Raw genomic sequence first — 22,212 nt, forward strand, 5'->3', positions numbered from 1 at the left:
TTTCTTCTGCCACCCATGAAACAGCTCCTCGACGACCTCGATCCCATCTTCATGGCCACCGCCGTCATGATCGCCGGCCTCACCCTGGCCGCCCAGATACCCACACCCCCTATGCATCTAGATCATCCTGACCTAGACCTGCGGCAGGACATGTCGGTTAACAGTGATGAAGTGGGTCGCATTGATGGAGAGAGGCGATGACCTACACCACCCCATCACCATCACCCCTAAGCCCTGCGGGCAGGCTGCGCCTACACCCCATCACTCATCACTCATCACTCGTCACTCATCACTCGTCACTCATCACTCCTCCCGCCTACCTGTTCTCCGTTGTTCCCGTTACCTAAAGACCCATGCCGACCATCGCCGACATCGCCATCAACACAGACGGATTCTCGACCCTGGTCGCGGCTGTTCAGGCTGCCGGTCTGGTGGAGAGCTTGCAAAGCCCCGGTCCGTTCACCGTCTTCGCCCCCAACGACGAGGCCTTCGCCCAGCTGCCGCCAGGGACGGTGCAAACACTGGTGCAAAATCCACCGCAACTGGCCCGCATCCTCACCTATCATGTGGCTGCCGGTAAGTACACTCAAGCCGATCTGATCCGCCTGGGACAGGTGGACTCTGTCGAGGGAGCACCTATTCCCATCGATGGCAACGAAGGGGGCACCGATGGCTTTGAAGTGAAAAATGCCACGGTGCTGGCCGCCGACATCGAAGCCGACAACGGTATCATCCATGTCTTGGACCGGGTGATCTTGATGGGATGAGGACATGGTTGAGGTCATGGATGTAGCTGGGGTCATGCAGACTCGGTCATAACTGTAGGCAAATGGCCATGACGTCCCCAGGTGTGGTTTGGCCTATGATGGCAGCAGAGACTCCACCCGTATGATCACGCCTCCTTCGCTATGGCTCCAGATCCTACCGGCCAGCAGGGTGCGGCTGCCCAGCGGTTGCGGCTGTATCGGGCCCTGCAAGAATTGCCCTCGACCCAGTTCGAGGCCCTGGGCCAGACCCACACCGTCTTCTTCAAGCTGCGGGGGGCGGGTCTGGTGCGGCGGCGCAGCAGTGTGCAGGCGGTGGTACCCCGCTGTCAGGTGTATGAGACCTACTTTCGGCAGCATCTGGCGGGGTAGCGTGTTCCCCCGGCGCTGCCTTCCGTCGCAGCAGCATCCTCAGCTTCGGGTTAAGTGCCTTCCTCTCGTGGATCATGTTCAGGGGGATGCCAGCCCCCCTTAATCCACAACCTTCTGGCTTTCAGAATAGAGCCTTCATTGTGGAAATCATCGTTCAAGTCCAGTCTGTGACAGGTGGCCCGCCCGCAAGGTGTCGTGCCAATAATTCTCAGGCCATCGGATGACCACCTGAAATGGTCTGCCCAAATCTGTTCTCGTGGATTGAATAGCGGTACGGTCTCATCTGTTTCTGGATCGATGCCTGTCGTGAAGTTGTAGCGATAGCTGTTGCAACGTTGGCAGGCCAAGGCAAGGTTATCCAGTTGATCTGGCCCTCCCAAGGAACGGGGCAGAATGTGATCGACCGCAAATCGGGCTGCACTAGCATCTTCAGGAGAGTGGCAGTATTCACAGAGATAGCTGGCGCGTTGCTGCACCTGTTGCCGCATGCCAGGGCGGATGGTCATGCTTCGGCGATGATTTTGGCGTTGAGCAGGGTGAAAATCCGGTCTAGCTCAAGCAGCCCAGCCAGCTCAGCATGTTCTTCATCTGTCAAGCGATCGCATTTGTGCCGTTCGTTCAGGTTGTCGAGCCGAGCTTGCAAGGAGTCTGTAAATTTGAAGAGATACTGGTTGCGGACTTTGCGAAGGGTAATTCCTGAATCAACCCAAGATGAGGGCTGAACCATCGTTTGGGTGATCATTGGCGGGGTATGGACGAACGCTGTACCTGTATTTTAGACCCTATGATGCGGCGGGTTAGCGTGTTCCCCCGGCACTGCCTCCCGTACAATGCCTCTGGGAGGAATGGCAGTGCCTGCCTAACCGATGGAATCACCGTGAAAGCTATTCGCCCAGAAAACATGGCCACCTATCGGCAGACGCTGCGGCTGCGAGAGGCAGAGGCTCAGCAGCAGCGGCAGCAGCGCTGGCAGGCGGCCTGGGGGGTGGCGAGGCAGGGCGGTGACATCCTGAAGCAAGAGTTTCGGGCGATCCAGGTGATTGTCTTTGGCTCCTTGCTGCATCCAGAGTGGTTTTCCATGACCTCGGATATTGACTTGGCCGTTGCGGGACTTTCTGCTTGGGATCACTTGGCCGCCATTGCCCAGATGCAAGATCTGTCGGATTTCAAGGTGGATGTCATTCGCCTAGAAACCTGTCCCCCACGGTTGCGGGGGGTGATTGAGGCGGAGGGACAGGAGCTTTGAGGACGACTTATCTAACCATTGCCGGGCGCATTCGCCAAGAACTGACTGAAATTACCCAGGTGGTTGAGCGAGTACAGCAAATCTGGCAGCTGTATACATCGACTCAACCGAGGGGCAATGAGTTCTTAGTGGATGCCACAGCTCTTAACCTACACAGTTTCTATGCTGGCATTGAGCGGCTGCTGGAGGTTATCGCCGATCGCATTGATCGGGAGAAACCTATGGGATCGGCCTGGCATCGGGAGCTACTGCAGCAGATGACGGCGGATATTCCTGGGGTGCGTCCTGCGGTTCTCAGTCCAGAAACGCGCACTCGCTTGGATCGCTATCGCGGCTTTCGCCATGTCGTGCGCAATGTCTATAGCTTTAGCCTAGATGTGGAGCAGATTGTGCCATTAGTGCGGCATCTACACGCAGTTGACGCTCAGATCCAGCGCGAGCTCTCCCAGTTTGCTGACTGGCTGGAGCAGGCTGCCGGTGCTGAGTGAATTGGGCTTAGGGATGGCTTTTGATTCTGGGCACGCTCCGCGAGATGTAGGAATCGTCTATGTCGCTGACGCGCCACACCAAACGATGAAAATCGTGTCTATTTTCAGAGCAATGACGGGAGTGTGATACCCGTGGAAGCTAAATCAACGTTGGCAAGCATTACCGTCATTCCGGGCAAGCGTCAGCGCCACCCGGAATCCAGGTAGAGGGCTGGGCTATTCGCCCAGAACTTCTCGGCGGAGATTTTCAGGGATGGGATTCCGGCTATGCCCTCGGGGTACGCCTGCCCTGGACCTACGGCTGTCGGTGGGTGGTGGCAGATCTCGATAAGACCGCACTTGGCTTTCTAAATCAGAGGGCTCACCTGGGGGAATTTCGATTTCCCCCAGACCCCCTCGCCCAGGGCCGGACCGCCGCCCTGGACCCAGCGGAAGGGCTGATCTGTGATGTGGTCTAGATCGCGTTGCATCGGTGAGGAGGCGTCCTGGCATTGGGGGCAGATGTCGTGGGGCCAGGCTTGACGCCCTGGATTCCCGCCGCCGCGGGAATGACGGTACAGGGTTTCCTCAGGCGGCAGACTCACCGCGTGACAGTGGTTTCGTCATTCCGGGCAAGCGTCAGCGCCACCCGGAATCCAGACAGAGGGCTATAGCCCATGGCCCCGTCCCAAAATCGCAACGGACCGGACAAAACTCATTGCGTCCCGCCTAGACTTCGATGCGGCCCACAGAAACTTCACAGAGACCTACCCAGATATAGAGAAGGACCGAGCAGAAATCGTTGCGTCCCAAAGAAAAATCAATGGGGACCGCTCAGACATAGAAAAGGACCGCGCAGAAATCGTTGCGTCCCAAAGAAAAATCAATAGATCTTTATCGCAACTTCATGGTACAGACCGGGCACCTTAAGGATGTCCAGTAAATAGGTGATTACCATGCATCAAACCATTGACGAATTCATTACCGCCGTCCAAGTCGCCATCGACAACGCCTTAGCCAACTCCACCCTGCAAGCCGCCCTGAGTGACTTCGGCTATACCCCCGAGCGCCTCGCCCAGGGACGGTCCCTCCACGCCAGCGCCCTGGTCGCCCACCTGCAGCAACGGGCCGAATATGGCGATCAGGCCAGCGCCACCGCAGCCCTGCAACAAACCCGCGACACCGCCGAGAAGAGCTACATGCGCCTGGTCAAAATCGCCCGCATCGCCTACAAAGACAACCCCGGTGCCCTGGTGCGGTTGGACCTAAACGGCAAACGCAAGCGCAGCCTCTCCGGCTGGCTGTTGCAGGCTCAGCAGTTCTACAGCAATCTGCTGGCCGCCCCCGACCTGCTGGACAGCCTGAAGCAGTACGGCGTCACCGCCCAGAAGGTCAAAGCGGCCCAGGCAGAGCTGGCTGCGGTGGCAGCCGCCAATTTGGCCCAAGAGCAGGAAAAGGGCCAGGCCCAAACCGCTACCCAGGTCCGCGATACGGCTCTGGATGCCCTCAGCGACTGGTTCAGCGACTTCATCGCCATCGCCCGCATCGCCCTGGAGGATGAGCCGCAGATGCTGGAAGCCATGGGGGTGATGGAGCCTTCTTAATACAGAAAGGCAAAAGGCAGCGGTAGGCTGTCTTCGGATTTCAGGGATGAATCTCCCTCCTCGCCATCGACCGAATCTCCACAACATTCCATAACGCTGAATAGCTCCTCCCTGGCCAGAGATATATCCTGATGTCATCCCCAGGATTGAGGAAAAGCCCATGGGTTGTCCTGACAAGTTTCTTGGTCTAGTCGCCGCTACCGTGTTAGTGGCTCCGGCGCTGCAACTGCCTGGATGGGCCAACGACTCAAAAACGTTCCAGGAGTTGCCAGTTGCCCAGGTAGCAGAGCCCACCGCGCTGTTGCAAGTAGATGGAGTCCTTGAGCAGGGCGATACCACCCTGAGTAGTGGACACCTGGTGGACTATCATTCCCTGGAGGGTCAGGCTGGGCAGGCGATCACCATCCGCCTCAGCAGTGACGACTTCGATCCCTTCCTAGGAGTATTGACCGCTGAGGGGGAGGTGTTGGGGGTCCATGACAATCTCAGTGTCTCGGATACCAACGCTAGCCTGACGATGATCCTACCCGCGGACGGCGCCTACAGCCTCGGGGTGACGTCAAGCCCTGAGGCCAGCAATGGCCAGGGACGCTATCGACTCATCGTAGTCACGGCCAGTGCTGCCGAGGTTCGCAGAGCCGAGGCTGAGCAATTGTTGCAGCAAGGTATTCAGCACTATCGTGCCGGTCAGTTCCAAGCGGCCGCCGATGTCTGGGAAACTGCTCTGGAGCACTATCAAGACCTGGGTGATCGGTCTCAAGCAGTAGTGCTTCTGATCAACCTGGGAGACGTCTACACCTCCCTAGGACAGTATCCGGCGGCGGTAGCCCGCCTGGAGCAGGCCCTGGAGATTGCCCAGTCCAGGCAGGATCCCCAGCAGGAGTCTGATGCCCTCAATGCCCTGGGATGGACCTATGTGCTGATGAATCAGTATCGGTTGTCCATCACCTACTCGGAGCAGGCGCTGGCCCTCCACCGACAGATCGGAGATCTCTGGGGGGAAGCCAGGGCCTTGAATCATCTGGGATTGGCCTACTACGCCTTGAACGACTATCGCCAGGCCATTACTTACTACGAGCAAGCCCTACCGGGATTCCACCAGGTGGGAGATCGTCGGGGCGAGGCCAATGCCCTGATGAATCTGGGCAGTGCGCACTGGTCCCTGAGCGATTACCGTCAGGCCATCGCCTACAGTGAACAGGCCTTACCAATCTTTCAATCCCTTGAAGATATAGAAGGGGAAGCCAAGGCCCTGACGAATCTGGGCAATACCTATCTATCTCTGAGTGACTACCGCCAGGCCATTACCTACTACGAGCAGGCGCTGCCTCTGTTTCAACAGATTGAAAGCCCCCTAGGGCAAGCCAATGTGCTAATGAATCTAGGGTTGGCTAACAATTATCTCAGCGACTATCGTCAGGCCATTGGCTACTACGAGCAGGCATTGCCTATCTTTCAGGCCATCGGCGATCGCTTGGGCGCAGCCAATGTGCTGATGAATGTGGGCAACGCCTATTTCTTCCTCAGTGACTACCGCCAGGCCATTACCTACTACGAGGAAGCTTTGCCGGTCTTTCGAAGCATCGAAAACCGGCAGGGCGAAGCCAATGCCCTGATGAATCTGGGCAATGCCCACAACTTTCTCAGTGAGTATCAGCAGGCCATTGTCTATTACAAGCAAGCGCTTCCCGTATTTCGGACCATTGAAGACCGCTTGGGGCAGGCCAATGTGCTGACGAATCTGGGCAATGCCTATCTCTCCTTGAGTGACTATCATCAGGCGACGGTCTCCTACGAACAGGCGCTGCCGCTGTTTCAGGCCATTGAAAACCGCTTAGGCGAAGCCAATGCCCTGATGAATCTGGGGCTAACCAATACATTTCTCAGTCTCTATCAAGAGGCGATTACCTATTACCAGCAGGCCCTAAAGCTATTTCAGCAAATTGAGGATCGTCAGGGGAAAGCCAATGCCCTCAGTAACCTGGGCCTGACCTACTGGTCCATCGGTGACCCCGGAGAAGCCATTGCCTACTACGAGCGATCTCTGCCGCTGTTTCAGGCCATTGAAAACCGGTCAGGGGAGGCCAACACCCTGATGAACCTGGGTCTGGGATACTTCTCCTTGGGGGATTATCAAACGGCTGCAACATACTACGAGCAAGCCCTCCCCCTGTTTCAAACCATTGAAGATCGAGCCGGAGAGGGCCGTCTGCTCAGTAATCTTGGTAGATTGTTTGCCATCCAAGGGCAGTCAGACCTGGCCATCATTTTCTACAAAGCCTCGGTTAATGTGCGGGAGTCAATCCGCAGTGGTTTGACTGGCTTATCCCAATCGCTCCAGGAAACCTACACCGAGTCTGTCGCCAACGACTACCGTGCCCTAGCCGATCTACTCCTGGAACAGGGCCGGATTCCAGAGGCTCAGCAGGTGCTAGACCTATTGCAACTAGAAGAATTACGAGAGTTCACCGAGACAACCCGAGCCACCTGGAGCGGCGGCGATCTGCAATACACCGAGCGAGAGCAGCCGGTCATCGATACCCACGGTAGCCTCATCACCCTGGGACGACAGATCTATGAGTGTCGCCAGACTCGCTGTGGTGATTTAACGGATCTACGCCAACAACAGCGGGCCTTGACAGAGCAGTACGAGGCCCAAGTGGCGGCGTTTGAAACGGCCATCGATGAGAATAGGCAGGATGACGATCTGTTTCAAAATCCCGGTGACCTCAGCGACGACGCCTATAAGCTGCTGCAAGCCAATCCCGATGCCGTGTTGATCTATCCCTTTGTCACCGAAGATAAGCTCTGGCTGCTATGGGCTGCTGCCGGGGGCACGGTAGGCAGTGTCGAGGTACCAGTGTCCCAGGGGGAGCTAGCCACGGCGATCCAGCAATTTGGTGACCAGCTCAACACTCAGGCCCCCTTATCGGAACTACAGGCCAGTAGCCAACGCCTCTACGAATGGTTGATTCAACCCTTGGCAGCCGAGTTACAGGCCAACGGTATCCGGCAACTCATTTTCGTCAATGATCGGGTGACTCGCTATGTTCCCATGGCCGCCCTTTATGACGGCAGCCAGTATTTGCTGGAGCGCTATACCGTTTCAACGGTCATCGCCCCCAAGATTACGGACACGGCAGCAACGTTGACCGAGGTTGACGACTCCGAAGTATTGGGATTAGGCCTGACTCAAGCGGTGTCAGGGTTTGCAGCGCTGCCAGCGGTTGAGCAGGAACTGGATGCCATCGTTCTCAGTGATGACAGCGATCGCACCGGTATCTATCCTGGCCAGGTGCTGTTAGATGATGCCTTTACCTTGGAGGCGATGCAGGCCAACATCGAATTTCGTCGGATCCTGCATATTGCCACCCATGCTGAATTTGCTCCCAGTCGCCCGGAGGACTCCTTCATCGTGTTGGGCAATGGCGAGCGCATGAGTATCAAGGACATCGAAGTCATGCAGGAGAGTCTGCGCGATCTACACCTGGTAGTGCTCTCTGCCTGCAAAACCGCCCTGGGAGGCACCGCCGGAGATGGGACCGAAATTGCCGGTATCAGTTCTTACTTCTTGGCGGCTAATCGGGCCGAGACCGTGATCGCCTCCCTCTGGTCTGTGAATGATGACAGCACTAGCCTGCTGATGCAGCGGTTCTATGAACTGCTGGCCTCTGGAGAACTAACTAAAGCCGAAGCCCTGCGTCAGGCGCAACTCAGCCTGCTCTATGACGACGATACTGAAGCTCGCCTGGCGGCGGCGCGGGCAGGCATTGTGGTAGAGGCTCGCGATGGTAGCCAGTTGCCGGGCACCAGGCTGCAGCATCCCTATCACTGGGCACCGTTTATCCTCATCGGCAATGGCTTGTGATTGACTCAACCGCAGGAGATCTCTACATGCCAGGGCATCCCTGGGCTCACTGGGGGTCGGTATGCAGCGACAACGACAGTTGGTAGATTTCCTGCTTAGGCAGACCCGTGGTTTTTGCCAGTTGGCGGCTGGCGTCGGAGCGGGAAACCCCGGCTTGCAATAACTGGGCCAGTTCCTGCTTCAGGGCATCGGCAGAAACTGCAGGCGGCGATGCCGGGGTGCCGGCGATGACTAGAGTGAACTCGCCCTTGGCAGGATCCTGCTGATAATGCTGGTGGGCTTGGCCCAGGGTGCCGCGCCAGCATTCCTCAAACCGCTTGGTCAATTCTCGGGCCAGGGCGACAGGACGATCGTCCCCCAGCACCTGAGCCAAATCGGCCAGGGTGACCAGCAACTTATGGGGGGCTTCGTAGAGGATGATGGTGCGGGGTTCCCGTTGCAGGGCGATCAGGCGTTGGCGGCGGCGAGGACCCTTGAGGGGCAGAAACCCCTCGAAGATGAACTGATCGGTGGGCAGGCCGCCAGAGATGCAGAGGGCGGTGATGGCAGCGGTGGGGCCAGGAATGGGGACCACGGGAATGGTGGCCTGCAAACAGGCCTGGATCAACCCATGGCCGGGGTCGGAGATCCCAGGCATGCCGGCGTCGCTGACCAGGGCCACGGATTTTCCCTGCGCTAATCGGGCCAGCAGCTCCTCGAGGCGAGCCTGGCGGTTATGCTCGTGGTAGCTGATCTGGGGAGTATCGATGGCAAAATGCTGCAGGAGTTTGCCAGTGTGGCGGGTGTCTTCGGCGGCAATCAGATCGACGTCCTGTAATATCCGCACGGCCCGGAAGGTCATGTCTTCTTAGGTTGCCGAGGGGGGTGCCGACGAGGTAAAGGTGGCCGGGACGAGGGTCGGTGGCGGTCATGGCAGGGTGGACTTCCCTAGCTGCAAAAACGCTGTATCTACGTCTTAAGCCTATCGGACGGTCGAGGAGGAATGGGTGGCACGGGGATTATTTGTGGGGCTGATGACGCTGGATTGCCTCTATCGCGTCGATCATGTCCCGGCGGCCAATGAAAAGCTGGTGGCCCAGGATTGTCTGTTGCTGGCCGGGGGGCCGGCTACCAATGCGGCGGTGACCTTTGCCCATCTGGGCCATCAGGCCACGGTGATGGGGGCCTTGGGGCAACACCCGCTGACGCAGCTGATTCGGGCGGAGCTGAGCCAGCATGGAGTTGCGATCGCACCTCTCCTGAGCGATACCCCCGAGCCCCCGCCCCTATCCACCAGCCTGATCACCCTGGCCACCGGCGAGCGGGCCGTGGTCTCCCGCAATGCTGTGGGTCGGCAGCGACACCGGCACCGGAGCTGGCGGCTGCCCTAGATGACGTGGATATCGTGTTAATCGATGGCCATCAGATGGCCGTCGGCCAGACCCTGGCTGAGGCGGCTCGGCAGCGGGGACTGCCCGTGGTCATCGACGCCGGCAGTTGGAAACCTGGCTTTGAGACCCTGTTGCCCCTGGCGACCCACGTGATCTGCTCGGCTAATTTTTACCCGCCAGGGTGTAGCAGCCCGGACGCCGCCTTGAGCTACCTCCAGCATCTGGGAATTCCCCAGGTGGCCATGACCCGGGGAGCCGAGCCGATTCTCTACAATCGGCAGCAGTCCTGGCAGGCCTTGCCAGTGCCCCAGGGCCCCGTCGTAGACACCTTGGGGGCTGGCGACATCTTTCACGGTGCCTTCTGCCACTACGGCCTCAGCCAGCCCTGGCCCCAGGCCCTGACTCTGGCCGCCCAGGTAGCCAGTCATGCCTGCCGCTATGTCGGCCCCCGGCCTGGATGCAGCACCCCTTGAAGATTGAATAAATTGGCCCCAGGAACCTCTGAACCGCTAGGGCCAGTCGGTAGACTGAAGCAGATCTCTAGTTTTCTGACACCGAGCCATGGCATACGAGCGCGAACGACAACTGGCAATCGAGGCGGCCACCGCCGCCGCTGCTCTCTGTGAGGCGGTGCGGCGGGACATGGTGCCCCACGCCATCGAGAAAAATGACAAGAGTCCGGTGACCGTGGCCGACTTTGGCTCCCAGGCCGTCATCTGTCGTGCCCTGGCCGAGGCCTTCCCCACCGATCCAGTGGTGGGCGAAGAAGATGCTAGCGACCTGCGGCAACCGGCCATGGCCACTCCCCTGGCCCAGGTCACCCAGCAGGTGCAGCAGGTGGTGCCAGCCACTAGCTCCGAGCAGGTGCTCGACTGGATCGACCACGGCAATGGCACGGTGGGACAGCGCTACTGGACCCTGGACCCCATCGATGGCACCAAGGGATTCTTGCGGGGAGACCAATATGCGATCGCATTGGCCCTGGTCGAAGCCGGCGACATCAAGGTCGGTGTCTTAGCCTGTCCGGCCCTCAGCTTCGACGGCGGCACCCCCGGCTTACTCTTTACCGCCGTGCGAGGGGAAGGAACCACCCTGATGCCCTTGCCCCAAGGACCGACCCAGCCCCTGCGGGTGAGTCAAGCAGCCGACAGGCTGCGGTTTGTCGAGAGTGTAGAAGCCAGCCACGGTAATCAAGCCCAGCAAGCCGCCGTCGCCCAAGCGGTGGGCATCACCGCCGACTCGGTACGGATGGACAGTCAAGCCAAATATGGCGCCGTCGCTGCCGGCCACGCCGCCCTCTACCTGCGCTTACCCTCCCCCAAATCCCCAGACTACCGGGAAAAAATCTGGGACCATGCCGCCGGAGTGCTGGTGGTAGAAGAAGCCGGTGGCCGCGTCACCGACATGTTTGGTCGTCCCCTCGACTTCAGCCAAGGAGACCGGTTAGTGAATAACCAAGGCGTCGTCGTCAGCAATGGCACCATTCACGAGACAGTGCTGGCCGCCCTGAAGCAGGCAGTGACCGCTTGAGGAGAGCGAAGGACGGGGAAAGAGTGGATGGGTGATGGGGAAAAGGGAAAACGGAGGACGGAGGGCGGAGGACGGAAAAGAGGGCGGAGGAGGGGAAGGGGAAGTGACGAGTGACGAGTGACGAGTGGATGGGTGGATGGGTGGATGGGACAGGGTAGGGGCGCGGTTGCCGCACCCAATGTAGAAAACCGGCTACCCTGCCGATGCGACGCGATCTTGAACGACCAACCGACAGGCCCTTCCGCAGGGTCCAGGGCAGTGATTCGACTACGTTGCTCCTGCGGAGCCGCTTTGCGAACATCACAGGCGGCTCGCCCTGGTCGTCGGAGTCCGAGGGAAGCGAAATTCCCTCGGGTGAGACCCCCGAGCTACACGATTAAGTGCGGTCTTATCGAGGTCTATCACGCTTCGCCGATGCGACGCGATCCACACCGGCTGATCGACCATCCCACGAGGGCTTGGATCGCCCCTCTCTCTATAGCTCAGTTGGGCCAGAGGTGCTATGCTGACAGACAAGCTAGGGGTGTCCGAATTCTCGGGCTGAGATCATACCCTGAGAACCTGACCTGGGTCATACCAGCGGAGGGAAGCGTTGATTGAGGTTCTACAACCGAAGCGACGGGGGATCGTGTCTCTACAGGGGGCAGCGGCTACGGCCCATCAAGGTTGGTCTTGGCCGTCCCTGGCTGTGATGACTAGGCTGGGCAGCTTGGCCTAGGCGATAGGTGCCTTGCGGCCACATTGACCCCATCCCAGAAACCTGTCTGGATCTCTATATCCGCCTCTAGCCTGCTCAATTCGAGGAGGAGGGGTATGTCTATTGGCGCTGTGGCGTTGCTGGTGACGCTGGTGGCCGCCGCCGTCTTTGCCTTATTGGGGTTGGTGCATGCTGGACGGAGGATATCCCCATTCCCTGAGTTGCCAGCCGGCTAGGGAGCCTCATCCCTACCTGGACCGGAGATAGCCCACGACTTGGCTAGAGATGCTGTATCTCATTGCCGACACTTTGATTGGAGACAACCCATGGTAAGAACTGACTGGATTGCCCCTCGCCGGGGCCAGGCCAACGTCACCCAGATGCACTATGCCCGCCAGGGGCACATCACCGAAGAGATGCACTATGTAGCCCAACGGGAAAATCTGCCCCCTGAGCTGATCCGCGATGAAGTGGCCCGGGGGCGCTTGATCATTCCGGCCAATATCAACCACCCCAACCTGGAGCCCATGGCCATCGGCATTGCCACCCAATGCAAAGTCAATGCCAACATCGGCGCCTCCCCCAATTCCTCTAGCTTGCAGGACGAAGTGGAGAAACTGCAGCTGGCGGTGAAGTACGGCGCCGACACGGTGATGGATCTCTCCACTGGCGGCGGCAACCTGGACGAGATTCGCACCGCCATCATTCAGGCTTCGCCGGTGCCCATCGGCACGGTGCCCATCTACCAGGCCATGGAGAGCGTCCACGGCAACATCGAGACCCTTACCCCCGATGATTTTCTCCACATCATCGCGACCCAGGCCCAGCAGGGGGTGGACTACATGACCATCCACGCCGGTATTCTGATTGAGCATCTGCCCCTGGTGCGCGATCGCATCACCGGCATCGTCTCCCGCGGCGGCGGCATCCTAGCCCGTTGGATGTTGCATCACCACGAGCAAAATCCCCTCTATACCCACTTCCGCGACATCATCGAGATCTGCAAGCGCTACGACGTCAGCTTTAGCCTGGGAGATTCCCTGCGGCCTGGCTGTCTGCACGACGCCACCGATGCCGCCCAACTAGCCGAACTCAAGACCCTAGGCCAGCTCACCCGCCAGGCCTGGGAGCACGACGTGCAGGTGATGGTGGAAGGCCCTGGCCACGTGCCCATGGACCAGATCGACGACAACGTCAAAAAGCAGATGCAGGAATGCTGCGAGGCCCCCTTCTATGTGCTGGGCCCCCTGGTCACCGACATCGCCGCCGGCTACGACCACATCAGTTCCGCCATCGGGGCGGCCCTGGCCGGGTGGAGCGGCGCCGCCATGCTCTGCTACGTCACCCCCAAGGAGCATCTGGGCCTGCCCAATGCCGAGGATGTGCGCAGTGGCCTGATCGCCTACAAGATTGCCGCCCACGCCGCCGACATTGCCCGCCATCGCCCCGGCGCCCGCGATCGCGATGATGCCATGTCCCACGCCCGCTATACCTTCGACTGGAATAAGCAGTTCGAGCTGGCCTTAGACCCAGAGCGAGCTAAAGAGTACCACGACGAAACCCTGCCCGCCGACATCTACAAAACCGCAGAGTTCTGCTCCATGTGTGGGCCGAAGTTCTGCCCCATGCAGACCAAGATGGATGCCGATGCCCTCAGTGAGCTAGAGAAGTTCCTGGCCCAAGAGACCGCCGCCGCCCTCTAGGGAAGCGGGCCCTGATGTCCGGCGCAGTGGCTCTACCGGGGTCACTGCGCCAGCACTGATTGTTTACGCGTTGCCAACGCCCGATGTCTATGGCCCCCATGAACAGGGCGGCGTCCCCGACGAAACTCTATTAGCGAAAGGCAGAAGGCGGATATTCGCCGCCATGCCCGAGCCTGGATTCAGGCCCACCATGAGCAGGTGGCCGAGTGGATTGCCCAGGCCCAGGCCACGGCAGAGATCCCTGAGGTGGCTCCCGAGCTCCAGGGGGAAGCCGCCGCCGCGGGCAACGACCTGCCCGCCACACCGCTGCGGGTGGTGACCCAGCGGTTTGAACCCTTCGTCATCTACGAAAATCAGGCCTATTCCGGGTTCAGTGCTGAGCGTGGACTCCAGTTACCGGCCGATGGGAATCCCTACACGACCACTGACATGCTCACCTGGATCAGTGATTTAGCCGAGGGCCTAGACCAGGTCGAGACCGCCATCACTGCCCGCAGAAGAACTGGTGGCCGATGCGATCGCAACGGTCACCAATCTCCACTCGTATTACGATGGCTTGATCCATAGAGTCATGGCAGCTGCCTTACCGACTCACCCCGATTGGGCGCTGGAGAACGCCCGTCGCCGGGCCGAGTCGATCATGGATGTTGGCAAAGCCAAATATTATCACCATGCCGTCGACTGGCTCAAACGGGTGAAAGCGGCCTATGAGGCGCTCAATCAGCCTACCGAATGGTCGTCCTACTATCATCAACTCCGCATCACCCACGGCCGCAAACGCAAGTTAATGGGCTTGATGGCAGCCGCCTTAGCAGACAATTGATGCTAGTCATTATCGATTTGGCCAGCGACAAAAGGATAGAGAAACTTGGCTAATGGGACATCAAGGTTTCAACTCTTACACCGACAGAAGTTCGCTCAGGAGATCCAGCAACTGCTGTCCGTCCGCCAGATAGGCGACATAGCTATACTCGTCGACTTTTAAGTTTCGTCCTTCCAAGGCGACTGGATAATTCTCCGCTAAAACAATTACAGGAATGGACTCAGGTACCCCCCCGTCTCGACGGATCATCTGCCCGGTAGTCATGCTTTTGCTGGTAGACTGCCCTACCTGATTGACCAGAATTAAACTGAGAGATTCAGCATGATTGGCTGCCCGCTCAGTAGCATCCGCTTGGTTTAGGGAAATCAGAATTCTATAGCCTCTATTCTCTAGATTTTCTCGAAGTATAGGGCGAGTAACATCATCAGTTTCTAGGACCAAAAGGGTCCGCGACGATGGTTCATGCTGCTGTGTCATGTGACGGGTGTTCTCTTGATAGGCTAACTGCAAACCTATATACTTCAATTTAAGACTGATGATCCTCGTTCAAGCTAAGACAGAATTAAAAATCAAGGGAACATATGATCATATATTATGACTTTTCTATCATTTTTTAAAAAGTAGTCGCTCGTATTCTTCTTGAACAATCCTATAGCATTCACAAGCATTAGCTTCTAATCCTGGTCGATCACAGACATTAATATGTCCTCGACTATAGGAGATCAAGCCATTGTCTTGTAATTTTTGAGCCGCCTGAGTCACCCCGGCCCGCCGAACACCCAGCATCTGCGCAAGGAATTGCTGAGTCAGTTCGATATGATCAGATTCAGTTCTAGCTTGGGCTTCTAATAACCACCGGCATAGACGTTGTTCAAGGGAATGAAGTCGGTTACAAGCACTAGTCTGTGAGATTTGAGCAATGAATGCCTGAGTATATTTCAGAAAAAATTGACGCAGGAGCTGATCCTGAATAAATATTCTCCGAAATATTTCGGCATCTATTTTCAGGGCAGTACCGGCAATTTGAACGACATGTTCGGTGCGAATAGGTAAGCTCCCACTCATGAAAGCACTAACACCTAGTACGTCTTGATTGCCAACAATCCCTGATTCCATCGTCGCGCCATCTTCCATAATGGTGATAATCGAAAGCAGACAATCAATGGGGAAATAAAGGTATTTAATATTGTCTCCGGGTAAATGGAGAGAGGTACCTTGCGTTAAGTGGATCGGGATTAAATGAGGGCGAAGTCGCTCATAGGATTCCGCTGAGAGAGCATCGAGCAGGCGATTATAGGTCATATTTCCTCTCGATGCGTTAGCTTCCCCCACTGTAAGCTTTACGCACAGTCTTGGCAATGGCCATATTTCTGTGGGTTTGCTTCGGAGAACTGGGCAACCGTTTCCACCAGCTGAGCAACAGTTTCAATCAATGTTTCAAAATCATAAGGCTTTGCAATATGTCGACAAAATCCTACGGACAGTGCTCGAGCCTCAGCTGCCAGACTAGCCTGAGTGGTCAATGCAATCGCTGGAATCTGTAGATTGTGACAGTCTGCAAAGGCTTTGACTTTTCCAAGTAGCCAATAACCGTCCTCGTCAGGCAAGCGAAGTTCACTAATTAATATCTTAGGCTGAAATATCGGCAGTTTTCTGAGCGCTTTTTGAGCTGAATTAACCGCTAAAACTTCAGCATCAAGGCCTTCTAAAACAGATGCCGTTAAGTAGAGCGACTCTTCATGGCCATCTACTACCATTACACGTAGGCCAACAATTAAGGACGTTGGGTCACATAAATAAGCTGGATAACACATGGAAAATCTTCCCTAGATGAAATTAGATTTACTTTTTTAGTAGCCAACAACAAGCTAGCTGTTATCGATGGCATAATTTTTGAGAGGTATTCTCTTATACTCTGCTAAATTTGTGGCAAATTTGAGAGCACTTTGATAATCATCCCGACTACAGATAAATCGCCCAAATGTAAAACGATCACTATTTTCTGGCAACAGCTCTATAGCAGTGTTGGAGGCATAAACTGAATATATCTCATAAAGAGGCATGGTTTCGTACTGCGTCCTATAGTAGTCATCAGTCAGCTGTCGAAGTGAGCTAAAAGCCACCCGATCAGTAGACATAAGCAGGCTTTCAGAAATATTGTGAAAGCTCATGCAAGATGGCTGAAAGCCTCTACAGGAATTGTCTTGAAGGCTAAGCCTCATGTATAGCCATCGTCAGCCATCGTCACGATGCTTTGCACGGTGGCTAGCTAGCCAGCTACCGACTGGGCTATTGGGAAATCAGCTATGTTCTAAGCGATCTGGCTAGGGCTACAACATTAACCATCAGTAGCTATGAACTTCCTATGAACTCATATTTCTACGAGCCTATTTCTGTTCTATTGGAAAAAAAGTTTGGTCAAGAAACGCTTTACCCTCAAGGTAGCTTGTCTGTTAGAGCGATTCCGTACGAAACCGTACCTTAAGAATTCTCCGAAACAGAACTACAATGTGAGCTGCCCAGAGACTCGCTTCCCCTTACTGATATCCCGTTACTCACACGTATCTAGACTTTCGGGAAATGGGTATCAGCACACAGGAAGAGATTGCCGATCAAGGAAAAATCATGTGTGTCTTCATCTCCGAGAATGGAGATAACCCTATGGCAACCTACATAGTAGATATTTTCACCTTACTGGGAAGCCGGCGTTGACATTACCTGCTCACCATTTCCCGGCGCCGGCTCTGTAACTCCAAATACACCAACAGGGCATTGATATCGGCTGGGTTGACGCCGCCGATGCGAGAGGCCTGCCCCACTGTTAGCGGTCTCACTTGGCATAGTTTTTCCCGAGCTTCCCGGGACAGGGTATCAATGGCCATGTAGTCCAGGTCATCGGGTAAAGGCCGCTGGGCATTGCGACTTACCTGCTCGATCTGGGCCTCTTGGCGCTGAATATAGCCGGAATACTTAATGTCGATTTCAGCCCCTTCCTGCTCTTCACGCGTTAGATCCGCCCGCCCGAGTCCATAGCGGAGTAGGGCGTCATAGTGGAATCCAGGCCGACGCAGTAAATCGGCCAGGGTAATAGAGCCCTTGATGCGCTGCCCCGTCTCCGCCACAATCTGCTCACCCACGGCATCATGGGCCTTAATGCGGGTGTCGCCCAGGCGAGCTTTCTCGGCGGCAATCTGGGCTTGCTTGTGCTGGAAGTGTTGCCAGCGGCGGTCATCGATCAGGCCCAAGTCCCGGCCCAGGGGGGTCAGTCGTTGATCGGCATTGTCAGAGCGCAACAACAAGCGGTATTCCGAGCGGGAGGTGAGCATGCGATAGGGTTCCCGCAGATCCTTAGTGCACAGATCATCGATCAGGGTGCCGATGTAGCTCTGCTCCCGCGGGAAGATCACCCTATCCTGGCCCCGCACGAAACGGACGGCATTGATCCCAGCGACTAGTCCCTGGGCGGCTGCCTCTTCGTAGCCGGTGGTGCCGTTGATCTGTCCGGCACAGAAGAGCCCTTCCACCCGTTTGGTCATCAAAGTCGGGAAGCACTGGGTGGCGGGCAAGTAGTCGTACTCCACCGCGTAGGCGGGCCGCAGCATGCTACAACGCTCCAAGCCAGGCAGGGTATGCAGCATGGCCAACTGCAGTTTCTCTGGCAGCCCGGTAGAAAAGCCCTGGACATAGATCTCAGGAGTGGTGCGGCCCTCCGGCTCTAGAAAGATCTGGTGGCTAGCCTTATCGGCAAAGCGGACGATCTTATCTTCGATGCTAGGGCAGTACCGCGGTCCCTTGGCCTCCACCCAACCGCCGTAGACGGGAGATAGGTGCAGATGATCGCGGATCAGCTGGTGGGTCTCTGCTGTGGTGCGAGTCAAATGGCAGGGTAGTTGGGGCCGCTCTTGCCAGACTTCGGAGTCAAAGCTGAACCAGCGTACCGCTTCATCCCCAGGTTGGGGGTCCAGGCGCTCGAAGTCAATGGAGCGCCGATCTACCCGGGCGGGGGTGCCGGTCTTGAGGCGGCCGGTCTCGAAGCCCAGCTGATTCAGAGTGTCGGTCAAGCCAGTGGCGGCAAACTCTCCAGCGCGACCGGCAGGCATAGACCGGTTGCCTACCCAGATCACACCGCCGAGGAAGGTGCCGGTGGTGATAATGACGGCCCGCGCCTGAAAGGCAACGCCGAAGTAGGTCTCGACCCCGAGCACCTCATCATTGTTGCCCAGTACCAGATCCGTCACCATGCCTTCGCGAAGCACCAGATTCTCTTGGCTCTCCACGATCTGTTTCATCACGGCGGCATACTCGCGCTTATCGGTCTGAGCTCGCAAGGCCCATACGGCCGGCCCCCGGGAACTGTTGAGGATGCGCTTCTGCAGATAGGTGCGATCGGCCATCTTGCCGATTTCGCCTCCCAAGGCATCTACTTCGTGGGTCAGTTGCGACTTGGCTGGTCCTCCCACGGCAGGATTACAGGGTTGCCAGGCAATCTTATCTAGGTTCAGGGTGGTCAGCAGGGTACGACAGCCCAGACGTGCCGCGGCCAAGGCTGCCTCACAGCCAGAATGTCCGGCCCCCACTACGACCACATCAAACTCATCTAAAAATTCGACTGCAGTGGAAGACACCATACCGATCCATCGTCACAAACGTCCTATGGTCAAATTCTAACGGCTTGCCTTGCTTGGCTTCAGTCACCACTAGATAACGGGGCAAGGACTTACCTTACCCCGTTCCAGGTCTATGATATTTAATCCTCGCCTAAGCAGGGGCTACGAAGAGGGTTAAGGCTCTTTTATCGAAGGATTGCACCTTACCAGCTTCACCCAAGTCATCAACTACCCGATTCAGTAAATCTGTCGCTCTGTCACGGTGCTGGTGCTCTCGCCCCCGCAACCGCACTAGGAACTTCACGGAGTTGCCTTTATCTAACCAATCTTGGGCCCGCTTAATTCGCAGCTCATAATCAGACTCGCCGACATTGGGCCGCAGCTTCACCTCTTTGACCGTGGGTTTAGAGGTCTGTTTCTGCCGTTTACTCTGCTGATACTGAAACTTGCCATAGTCCATGATGCGGGTCACTGGAGCCTCTTTGCTCTGGCCAACCATGACTAGGTCCAGTCCGACCGCTTCGGCCATTTTCAGAGCTTCGCGCGTCTCTGTTAACCCTTGGTTGTTCTGATCTTGATCAATCAGTAATACCTTGGGGGCTTTGATCTGCCGGTTAGTGAGCTGTTTCTTACCGATAGTTTTGTCCTCGTTAACTCAACAAAATAGCTCAATCGCTATCAGAAACTAAGCTAGTAGCTCGCGCTGTTTAAGACAATCTGCAGCTACTTTGCCAACCCTTACTTATTGATACCTTAGCGTATCTCTGTTGGCGTCTTCCAAAAGTATAGTGATGGCCATGATGAGTCAGCACATTCCTGTTAAATAACTTCTCATCGGCTCAGAGTACCGCCAAAACAAAGCTCCCCAGGGCAAGCCCTGAGGAGTTTTACGCTAGTCACCTAACAGTCAGCCTGGTCAACCAAAGCGACTGGAGGTTGACGCAATTAGGAAGGCGGCATAGGTGATGATATAGCCCACCGAGAAGTGAGCTAATCCCACCAAGCGGGCCTGCACGATGGAGAGGGCCACGGGCTTATCCTTCCAGCGCACTAGGTTGGCCAGGGGCGTGCGCTCGTGGGCCCACACCAGGGTCTCGATCAGCTCCTGCCAGTAGCCTCGCCAGGAGATCAAGAACATGAACCCGGTGGCCCAGACCAAGTGCCCCAGCAAGAACATCCAGGCCCAAACCGCTAGGTTATTCATGCCGTAGGGGTTGTAGCCGTTGATCAGCTGGGAGGAATTCAGCCACAGGTAATCCCGCAGCCAGCCCATCAGATAGGTGGATGATTCATTGAACTGGGCCACGTTGCCCTGCCAGATGGCCAGGTGCTTCCAGTGCCAATAGAAGGTGACCCAGCCAATGGTGTTCAACATCCAGAACACCGCCAGGTAGAAGGCATCCCATGCCGAGATGTCGCAGGTGCCGCCCCGACCCGGACCGTCACAGGGGAAGCTGTAGCCGAAGTCTTTCTTGTCCGGCATCAGCTTGGAGCCGCGAGCATCTAGGGCGCCCTTCACCAGAATTAGGGTGGTGGTGTGCAGCCCCAATGCGATCGCATGGTGCACCAAGAAGTCCCCCGGACCGATGGTCAGGAACAGGGAATTATCACCGCTGTTGATGGCATCTAGCCAGCCTGACAGCCAGACATTGCCATAGTTGGGCCAAGCGGTGCTGGCGATGCTACCAGGATTCGACAGCAGGGTGTCAAAGCCATAGAGCAGCTTCCCATGGGCCGCCTGAATCCACTGGGCAAACACTGGCTCCACCAGAATTTGCTTCTCAGGGGTACCGAAGGCCACCATGACGTCGTTGTGCACATACAGCCCCAGGGTGTGGAAGCCCAGGAACAGCGACACCCAGCTCAGGTGGGAGATGATCGCTTCCTTATGCTGCAACACCCGATCCAGCACATTATTGCTATTGGAAGCTGGATCGTAGTCGCGGATCAAGAAGATAGCCCCGTGGGCAAAGGCCCCCACCATGATGAAGCCAGCGATGTACTGGTGGTGGGTATACAGAGCGGCCTGGGTAGTGTAGCTCTTAGCCAGAAAGGCATAGGGGGGCAGCGAATACATGTGCTGCGCCACTAGAGAGGTAACTACCCCCAGAGCAGCCAGCGCCAAGGCCAACTGGAAGTGCAGGGAGTTATTCAAGGTGTCATAGAGACCCCTATGCCCTTCCCCCAGATCACCAGGGGTACCCTCGGGCGGATTATGAGCCCCCAAGATCTCCTTCATGTTGTGGCCAATGCCGAAGTTAGTTCGGTACATGTGGCCGGCAACGATGAACAACACGGCGATGGCCAGATGGTGGTGGGCCATATCCGTCAGCCAGAGAGATTCTGTCTGAGGATGGAAGCCCCCTAGGAAGGTGAGGATGGCAGAGCCAGCCCCATCCGCCGTGCCAAATACATGGCTAGCCGTATCCGGGTTTTGAGCATAGACACCCCAGTTCCCGGTGAAGAAGGGCGTGAGCCCAGCCGGGTGAGGTGGAGTGGACAGGAAGTTATCCCAGCCGACATGCTGTCCCCGGGATTCGGGAATGGCCACGTGAACCAAGTGCCCCGCCCAGGCCAGAGAGCTAACGCCGAACAGACCAGCCAAGTGGTGGTTCAGGCGGGACTCTGCGTTTTTGAACCAGGACAGGCTAGGACGAAACTTGGGTTGCAGGTGTAGCCAGCCAGCAAAGAGGAATACCGCTGACAGTAACAGCAAGAACACCGCACCACTATATAGTTCATTGTTGGTGCGCATGCCAATGGTGTACCACCAGTGGTAAACCCCAGAGAACGCGATGTTCACCGGGCTAGAGGCCCCCGCCTGGGAGAAGGCATCTACCGCTGGTTGACCGAAGTGAGGATCCCAAATCGCATGGGCGATGGGGCTAATGTTCAGTGGGTCTTTTACCCACTGCTCGAAGTTACCTTGCCAGGCGACGTGGAACAGGTTGCCAGAGGTCCACAGGAAAATGATTGCCAAGTGGCCAAAGTGGGAGGCAAAGATCTTTTGATAAAGATTCTCCTCCGTCATGCCATCGTGGCTTTCAAAGTCGTGGGCTGTGGCAATCCCGTACCAGATCCGACGTGTTGTCGGATCTTGAGCCAGATCCTGGCTAAATTTCGGGAATTTCGTTGCCATAGGTCTAAAAGATTCCTCCGCG

Annotated in this window: 23 protein-coding genes and 1 riboswitch; of the genes, 13 read left to right on the forward strand and 10 right to left on the reverse strand. The window is 56.8% G+C overall.

The genetic code is table 11. From position 1 onward, the window contains the following. The first annotated feature begins 15 nt into the window (after positions 1-15). The 3 genes from XM38_RS24370 (at position 16) to XM38_RS24380 (ending at position 1,136) form a co-directional block, all read left to right on the forward strand. Entirely contained in the window at positions 16-201 is a 186-nt protein-coding gene (locus tag XM38_RS24370; RefSeq protein WP_080805064.1) for a hypothetical protein, read from the forward strand. A gap of 152 nt (positions 202-353) precedes the next feature. Further along, complete coding sequence (locus tag XM38_RS24375) at positions 354-767, forward strand: fasciclin domain-containing protein (protein WP_080805062.1); 414 nt, start codon at positions 354-356, stop codon at positions 765-767. Positions 768-908: 141 nt separating this feature from the next. Beyond that, a complete protein-coding gene (locus XM38_RS24380) occupies positions 909-1,136 on the forward strand; it encodes a hypothetical protein (protein WP_080805060.1) in 228 nt (75 codons plus the stop codon). 50 nt (positions 1,137-1,186) lie between these two features. Here XM38_RS24380 and XM38_RS24385 read toward each other — a convergent pair whose 3' ends face one another. Together XM38_RS24385 and XM38_RS24390 are read right to left on the reverse strand one after the other, a co-directional pair. Continuing rightward, positions 1,187-1,642 (reverse strand): HNH endonuclease, encoded by a 456-nt coding sequence (locus XM38_RS24385; RefSeq protein ID WP_088431346.1) that lies wholly within the window; start codon positions 1,640-1,642, stop codon positions 1,187-1,189. After that, a complete protein-coding gene (locus tag XM38_RS24390; RefSeq protein WP_080805056.1) occupies positions 1,639-1,878 on the reverse strand; it encodes a hypothetical protein in 240 nt (79 codons plus the stop codon). Before XM38_RS24390 ends, XM38_RS24385 begins: the two co-directional genes overlap by 4 nt. 135 nt (positions 1,879-2,013) lie before the next feature. On the opposite strand from XM38_RS24390, the gene XM38_RS26255 reads away from it, so the two are divergent. Then, a complete protein-coding gene (locus XM38_RS26255) occupies positions 2,014-2,382 on the forward strand; it encodes a nucleotidyltransferase family protein (protein ID WP_080805054.1) in 369 nt (122 codons plus the stop codon). Then, positions 2,379-2,870 (forward strand): ribonuclease toxin HepT-like protein, encoded by a 492-nt coding sequence (locus XM38_RS24400; protein WP_080805052.1) that lies wholly within the window; start codon positions 2,379-2,381, stop codon positions 2,868-2,870. The genes XM38_RS26255 and XM38_RS24400 overlap by 4 nt, the downstream gene beginning before the upstream one ends. A 347-nt stretch (positions 2,871-3,217) precedes the next feature. Here XM38_RS24400 and XM38_RS24405 read toward each other — a convergent pair whose 3' ends face one another. Further along, positions 3,218-3,454 (reverse strand): hypothetical protein, encoded by a 237-nt coding sequence (locus XM38_RS24405; RefSeq protein ID WP_080805051.1) that lies wholly within the window; start codon positions 3,452-3,454, stop codon positions 3,218-3,220. A 351-nt stretch (positions 3,455-3,805) separates the two neighbouring features. Here XM38_RS24405 and XM38_RS24410 point away from each other — a divergent pair, with 351 nt between their 5' ends. Continuing rightward, entirely contained in the window at positions 3,806-4,453 is a 648-nt protein-coding gene (locus tag XM38_RS24410) for a PQLLE family protein (RefSeq protein WP_080805049.1), read from the forward strand. Positions 4,454-4,613: 160 nt separating this feature from the next. Next, a complete protein-coding gene (locus tag XM38_RS24415; RefSeq protein WP_088431348.1) occupies positions 4,614-8,321 on the forward strand; it encodes a CHAT domain-containing protein in 3,708 nt (1,235 codons plus the stop codon). Between the two features lie 46 nt (positions 8,322-8,367). On the opposite strand, the gene rsmI is transcribed toward XM38_RS24415, so the two are convergent. Beyond that, positions 8,368-9,162 (reverse strand): 16S rRNA (cytidine(1402)-2'-O)-methyltransferase, encoded by a 795-nt coding sequence (gene rsmI / locus XM38_RS24420; RefSeq protein ID WP_306441572.1) that lies wholly within the window; start codon positions 9,160-9,162, stop codon positions 8,368-8,370. 145 nt (positions 9,163-9,307) lie between these two features. Between rsmI and XM38_RS28100 the strand changes: the two genes are divergently transcribed. The 6 genes from XM38_RS28100 (at position 9,308) to XM38_RS24445 (ending at position 14,444) form a co-directional block, all read left to right on the forward strand. Further along, the gene (locus XM38_RS28100; protein WP_256995731.1) at positions 9,308-9,691 is read left to right on the forward strand and encodes a PfkB family carbohydrate kinase; all 384 of its coding nucleotides are present in this window, start codon (positions 9,308-9,310) and stop codon (positions 9,689-9,691) included. 5 nt (positions 9,692-9,696) lie between these two features. Then, positions 9,697-10,164 (forward strand): PfkB family carbohydrate kinase, encoded by a 468-nt coding sequence (locus XM38_RS28105; protein WP_256995732.1) that lies wholly within the window; start codon positions 9,697-9,699, stop codon positions 10,162-10,164. Between the two features lie 88 nt (positions 10,165-10,252). After that, positions 10,253-11,221 carry a 3'(2'),5'-bisphosphate nucleotidase gene (locus tag XM38_RS24430; RefSeq protein ID WP_080805041.1) on the forward strand — a complete coding sequence of 323 codons (969 nt, stop codon included), beginning with the start codon at positions 10,253-10,255 and terminating at the stop codon, positions 11,219-11,221. Positions 11,222-11,730: 509 nt separating this feature from the next. Next, positions 11,731-11,826: riboswitch (TPP riboswitch) on the forward strand. Between the two features lie 418 nt (positions 11,827-12,244). After that, positions 12,245-13,621 carry a phosphomethylpyrimidine synthase ThiC gene (gene thiC, locus XM38_RS24435; RefSeq protein WP_088431350.1) on the forward strand — a complete coding sequence of 459 codons (1,377 nt, stop codon included), beginning with the start codon at positions 12,245-12,247 and terminating at the stop codon, positions 13,619-13,621. Between the two features lie 198 nt (positions 13,622-13,819). Beyond that, positions 13,820-14,188, forward strand: coding sequence for a hypothetical protein (locus XM38_RS24440; RefSeq protein ID WP_080805039.1), 369 nt, complete (start codon positions 13,820-13,822; stop codon positions 14,186-14,188). A 4-nt stretch (positions 14,189-14,192) separates the two neighbouring features. Continuing rightward, the gene (locus XM38_RS24445; protein ID WP_080805037.1) at positions 14,193-14,444 is read left to right on the forward strand and encodes a hypothetical protein; all 252 of its coding nucleotides are present in this window, start codon (positions 14,193-14,195) and stop codon (positions 14,442-14,444) included. Positions 14,445-14,519: 75 nt separating this feature from the next. Here the strand turns inward: XM38_RS24445 and XM38_RS24450 are convergent, their stop codons facing one another. The 6 genes from XM38_RS24450 to psaB form a co-directional block, all read right to left on the reverse strand. Beyond that, positions 14,520-14,921, reverse strand: a complete 402-nt coding sequence (locus XM38_RS24450) for a hypothetical protein (RefSeq protein ID WP_137455221.1) — start codon at positions 14,919-14,921, stop codon at positions 14,520-14,522. 129 nt (positions 14,922-15,050) lie between these two features. Further along, on the reverse strand, positions 15,051-15,746 hold the full coding sequence (locus XM38_RS24455; RefSeq protein ID WP_080805033.1) for a Crp/Fnr family transcriptional regulator: 696 nt from the start codon (positions 15,744-15,746) through the stop codon (positions 15,051-15,053). Positions 15,747-15,784: 38 nt separating this feature from the next. Further along, the gene (locus XM38_RS24460; protein WP_187329534.1) at positions 15,785-16,201 is read right to left on the reverse strand and encodes a response regulator; all 417 of its coding nucleotides are present in this window, start codon (positions 16,199-16,201) and stop codon (positions 15,785-15,787) included. Positions 16,202-17,158: 957 nt separating this feature from the next. Next, complete coding sequence (gene mnmG / locus XM38_RS24465; RefSeq protein ID WP_088431352.1) at positions 17,159-19,072, reverse strand: tRNA uridine-5-carboxymethylaminomethyl(34) synthesis enzyme MnmG; 1,914 nt, start codon at positions 19,070-19,072, stop codon at positions 17,159-17,161. 130 nt (positions 19,073-19,202) lie between these two features. Beyond that, positions 19,203-19,688 carry a translation initiation factor IF-3 gene (infC, locus tag XM38_RS24470; protein WP_088431354.1) on the reverse strand — a complete coding sequence of 162 codons (486 nt, stop codon included), beginning with the start codon at positions 19,686-19,688 and terminating at the stop codon, positions 19,203-19,205. A gap of 279 nt (positions 19,689-19,967) precedes the next feature. Then, entirely contained in the window at positions 19,968-22,190 is a 2,223-nt protein-coding gene (gene psaB / locus XM38_RS24475; RefSeq protein ID WP_080805022.1) for a photosystem I core protein PsaB, read from the reverse strand. Between the last annotated feature and the right edge of the window lie 22 nt (positions 22,191-22,212).

Origin of the sequence: Halomicronema hongdechloris C2206 (assembly GCF_002075285.3) — a bacterium.
Classification (GTDB): domain Bacteria; phylum Cyanobacteriota; class Cyanobacteriia; order Phormidesmidales; family Phormidesmidaceae; genus Halomicronema_B; species Halomicronema_B hongdechloris.

Coding starts and splice junctions, on each gene's coding strand:
- XM38_RS24380 (WP_080805060.1), top strand. CDS start 909: ATGGCTCCAGATCCTACCGGCCAGCAGGGTGCGGCTGCCCAGCGGTTG.
- XM38_RS24390 (WP_080805056.1), bottom strand. CDS start 1,878: ATGATCACCCAAACGATGGTTCAGCCCTCATCTTGGGTTGATTCAGGA.
- XM38_RS24460 (WP_187329534.1), bottom strand. CDS start 16,201: ATGGTAGTAGATGGCCATGAAGAGTCGCTCTACTTAACGGCATCTGTT.
- XM38_RS24410 (WP_080805049.1), top strand. CDS start 3,806: ATGCATCAAACCATTGACGAATTCATTACCGCCGTCCAAGTCGCCATC.
- rsmI (WP_306441572.1), bottom strand. CDS start 9,162: ATGACCTTCCGGGCCGTGCGGATATTACAGGACGTCGATCTGATTGCC.
- XM38_RS24450 (WP_137455221.1), bottom strand. CDS start 14,921: ATGACACAGCAGCATGAACCATCGTCGCGGACCCTTTTGGTCCTAGAA.
- thiC (WP_088431350.1), top strand. CDS start 12,245: ATGGTAAGAACTGACTGGATTGCCCCTCGCCGGGGCCAGGCCAACGTC.
- XM38_RS24430 (WP_080805041.1), top strand. CDS start 10,253: ATGGCATACGAGCGCGAACGACAACTGGCAATCGAGGCGGCCACCGCC.
- XM38_RS24415 (WP_088431348.1), top strand. CDS start 4,614: ATGGGTTGTCCTGACAAGTTTCTTGGTCTAGTCGCCGCTACCGTGTTA.
- XM38_RS24455 (WP_080805033.1), bottom strand. CDS start 15,746: ATGACCTATAATCGCCTGCTCGATGCTCTCTCAGCGGAATCCTATGAG.
- XM38_RS24445 (WP_080805037.1), top strand. CDS start 14,193: ATGGCAGCTGCCTTACCGACTCACCCCGATTGGGCGCTGGAGAACGCC.
- XM38_RS24385 (WP_088431346.1), bottom strand. CDS start 1,642: ATGACCATCCGCCCTGGCATGCGGCAACAGGTGCAGCAACGCGCCAGC.
- psaB (WP_080805022.1), bottom strand. CDS start 22,190: ATGGCAACGAAATTCCCGAAATTTAGCCAGGATCTGGCTCAAGATCCG.
- XM38_RS24375 (WP_080805062.1), top strand. CDS start 354: ATGCCGACCATCGCCGACATCGCCATCAACACAGACGGATTCTCGACC.
- XM38_RS24370 (WP_080805064.1), top strand. CDS start 16: ATGAAACAGCTCCTCGACGACCTCGATCCCATCTTCATGGCCACCGCC.
- mnmG (WP_088431352.1), bottom strand. CDS start 19,072: ATGGTGTCTTCCACTGCAGTCGAATTTTTAGATGAGTTTGATGTGGTC.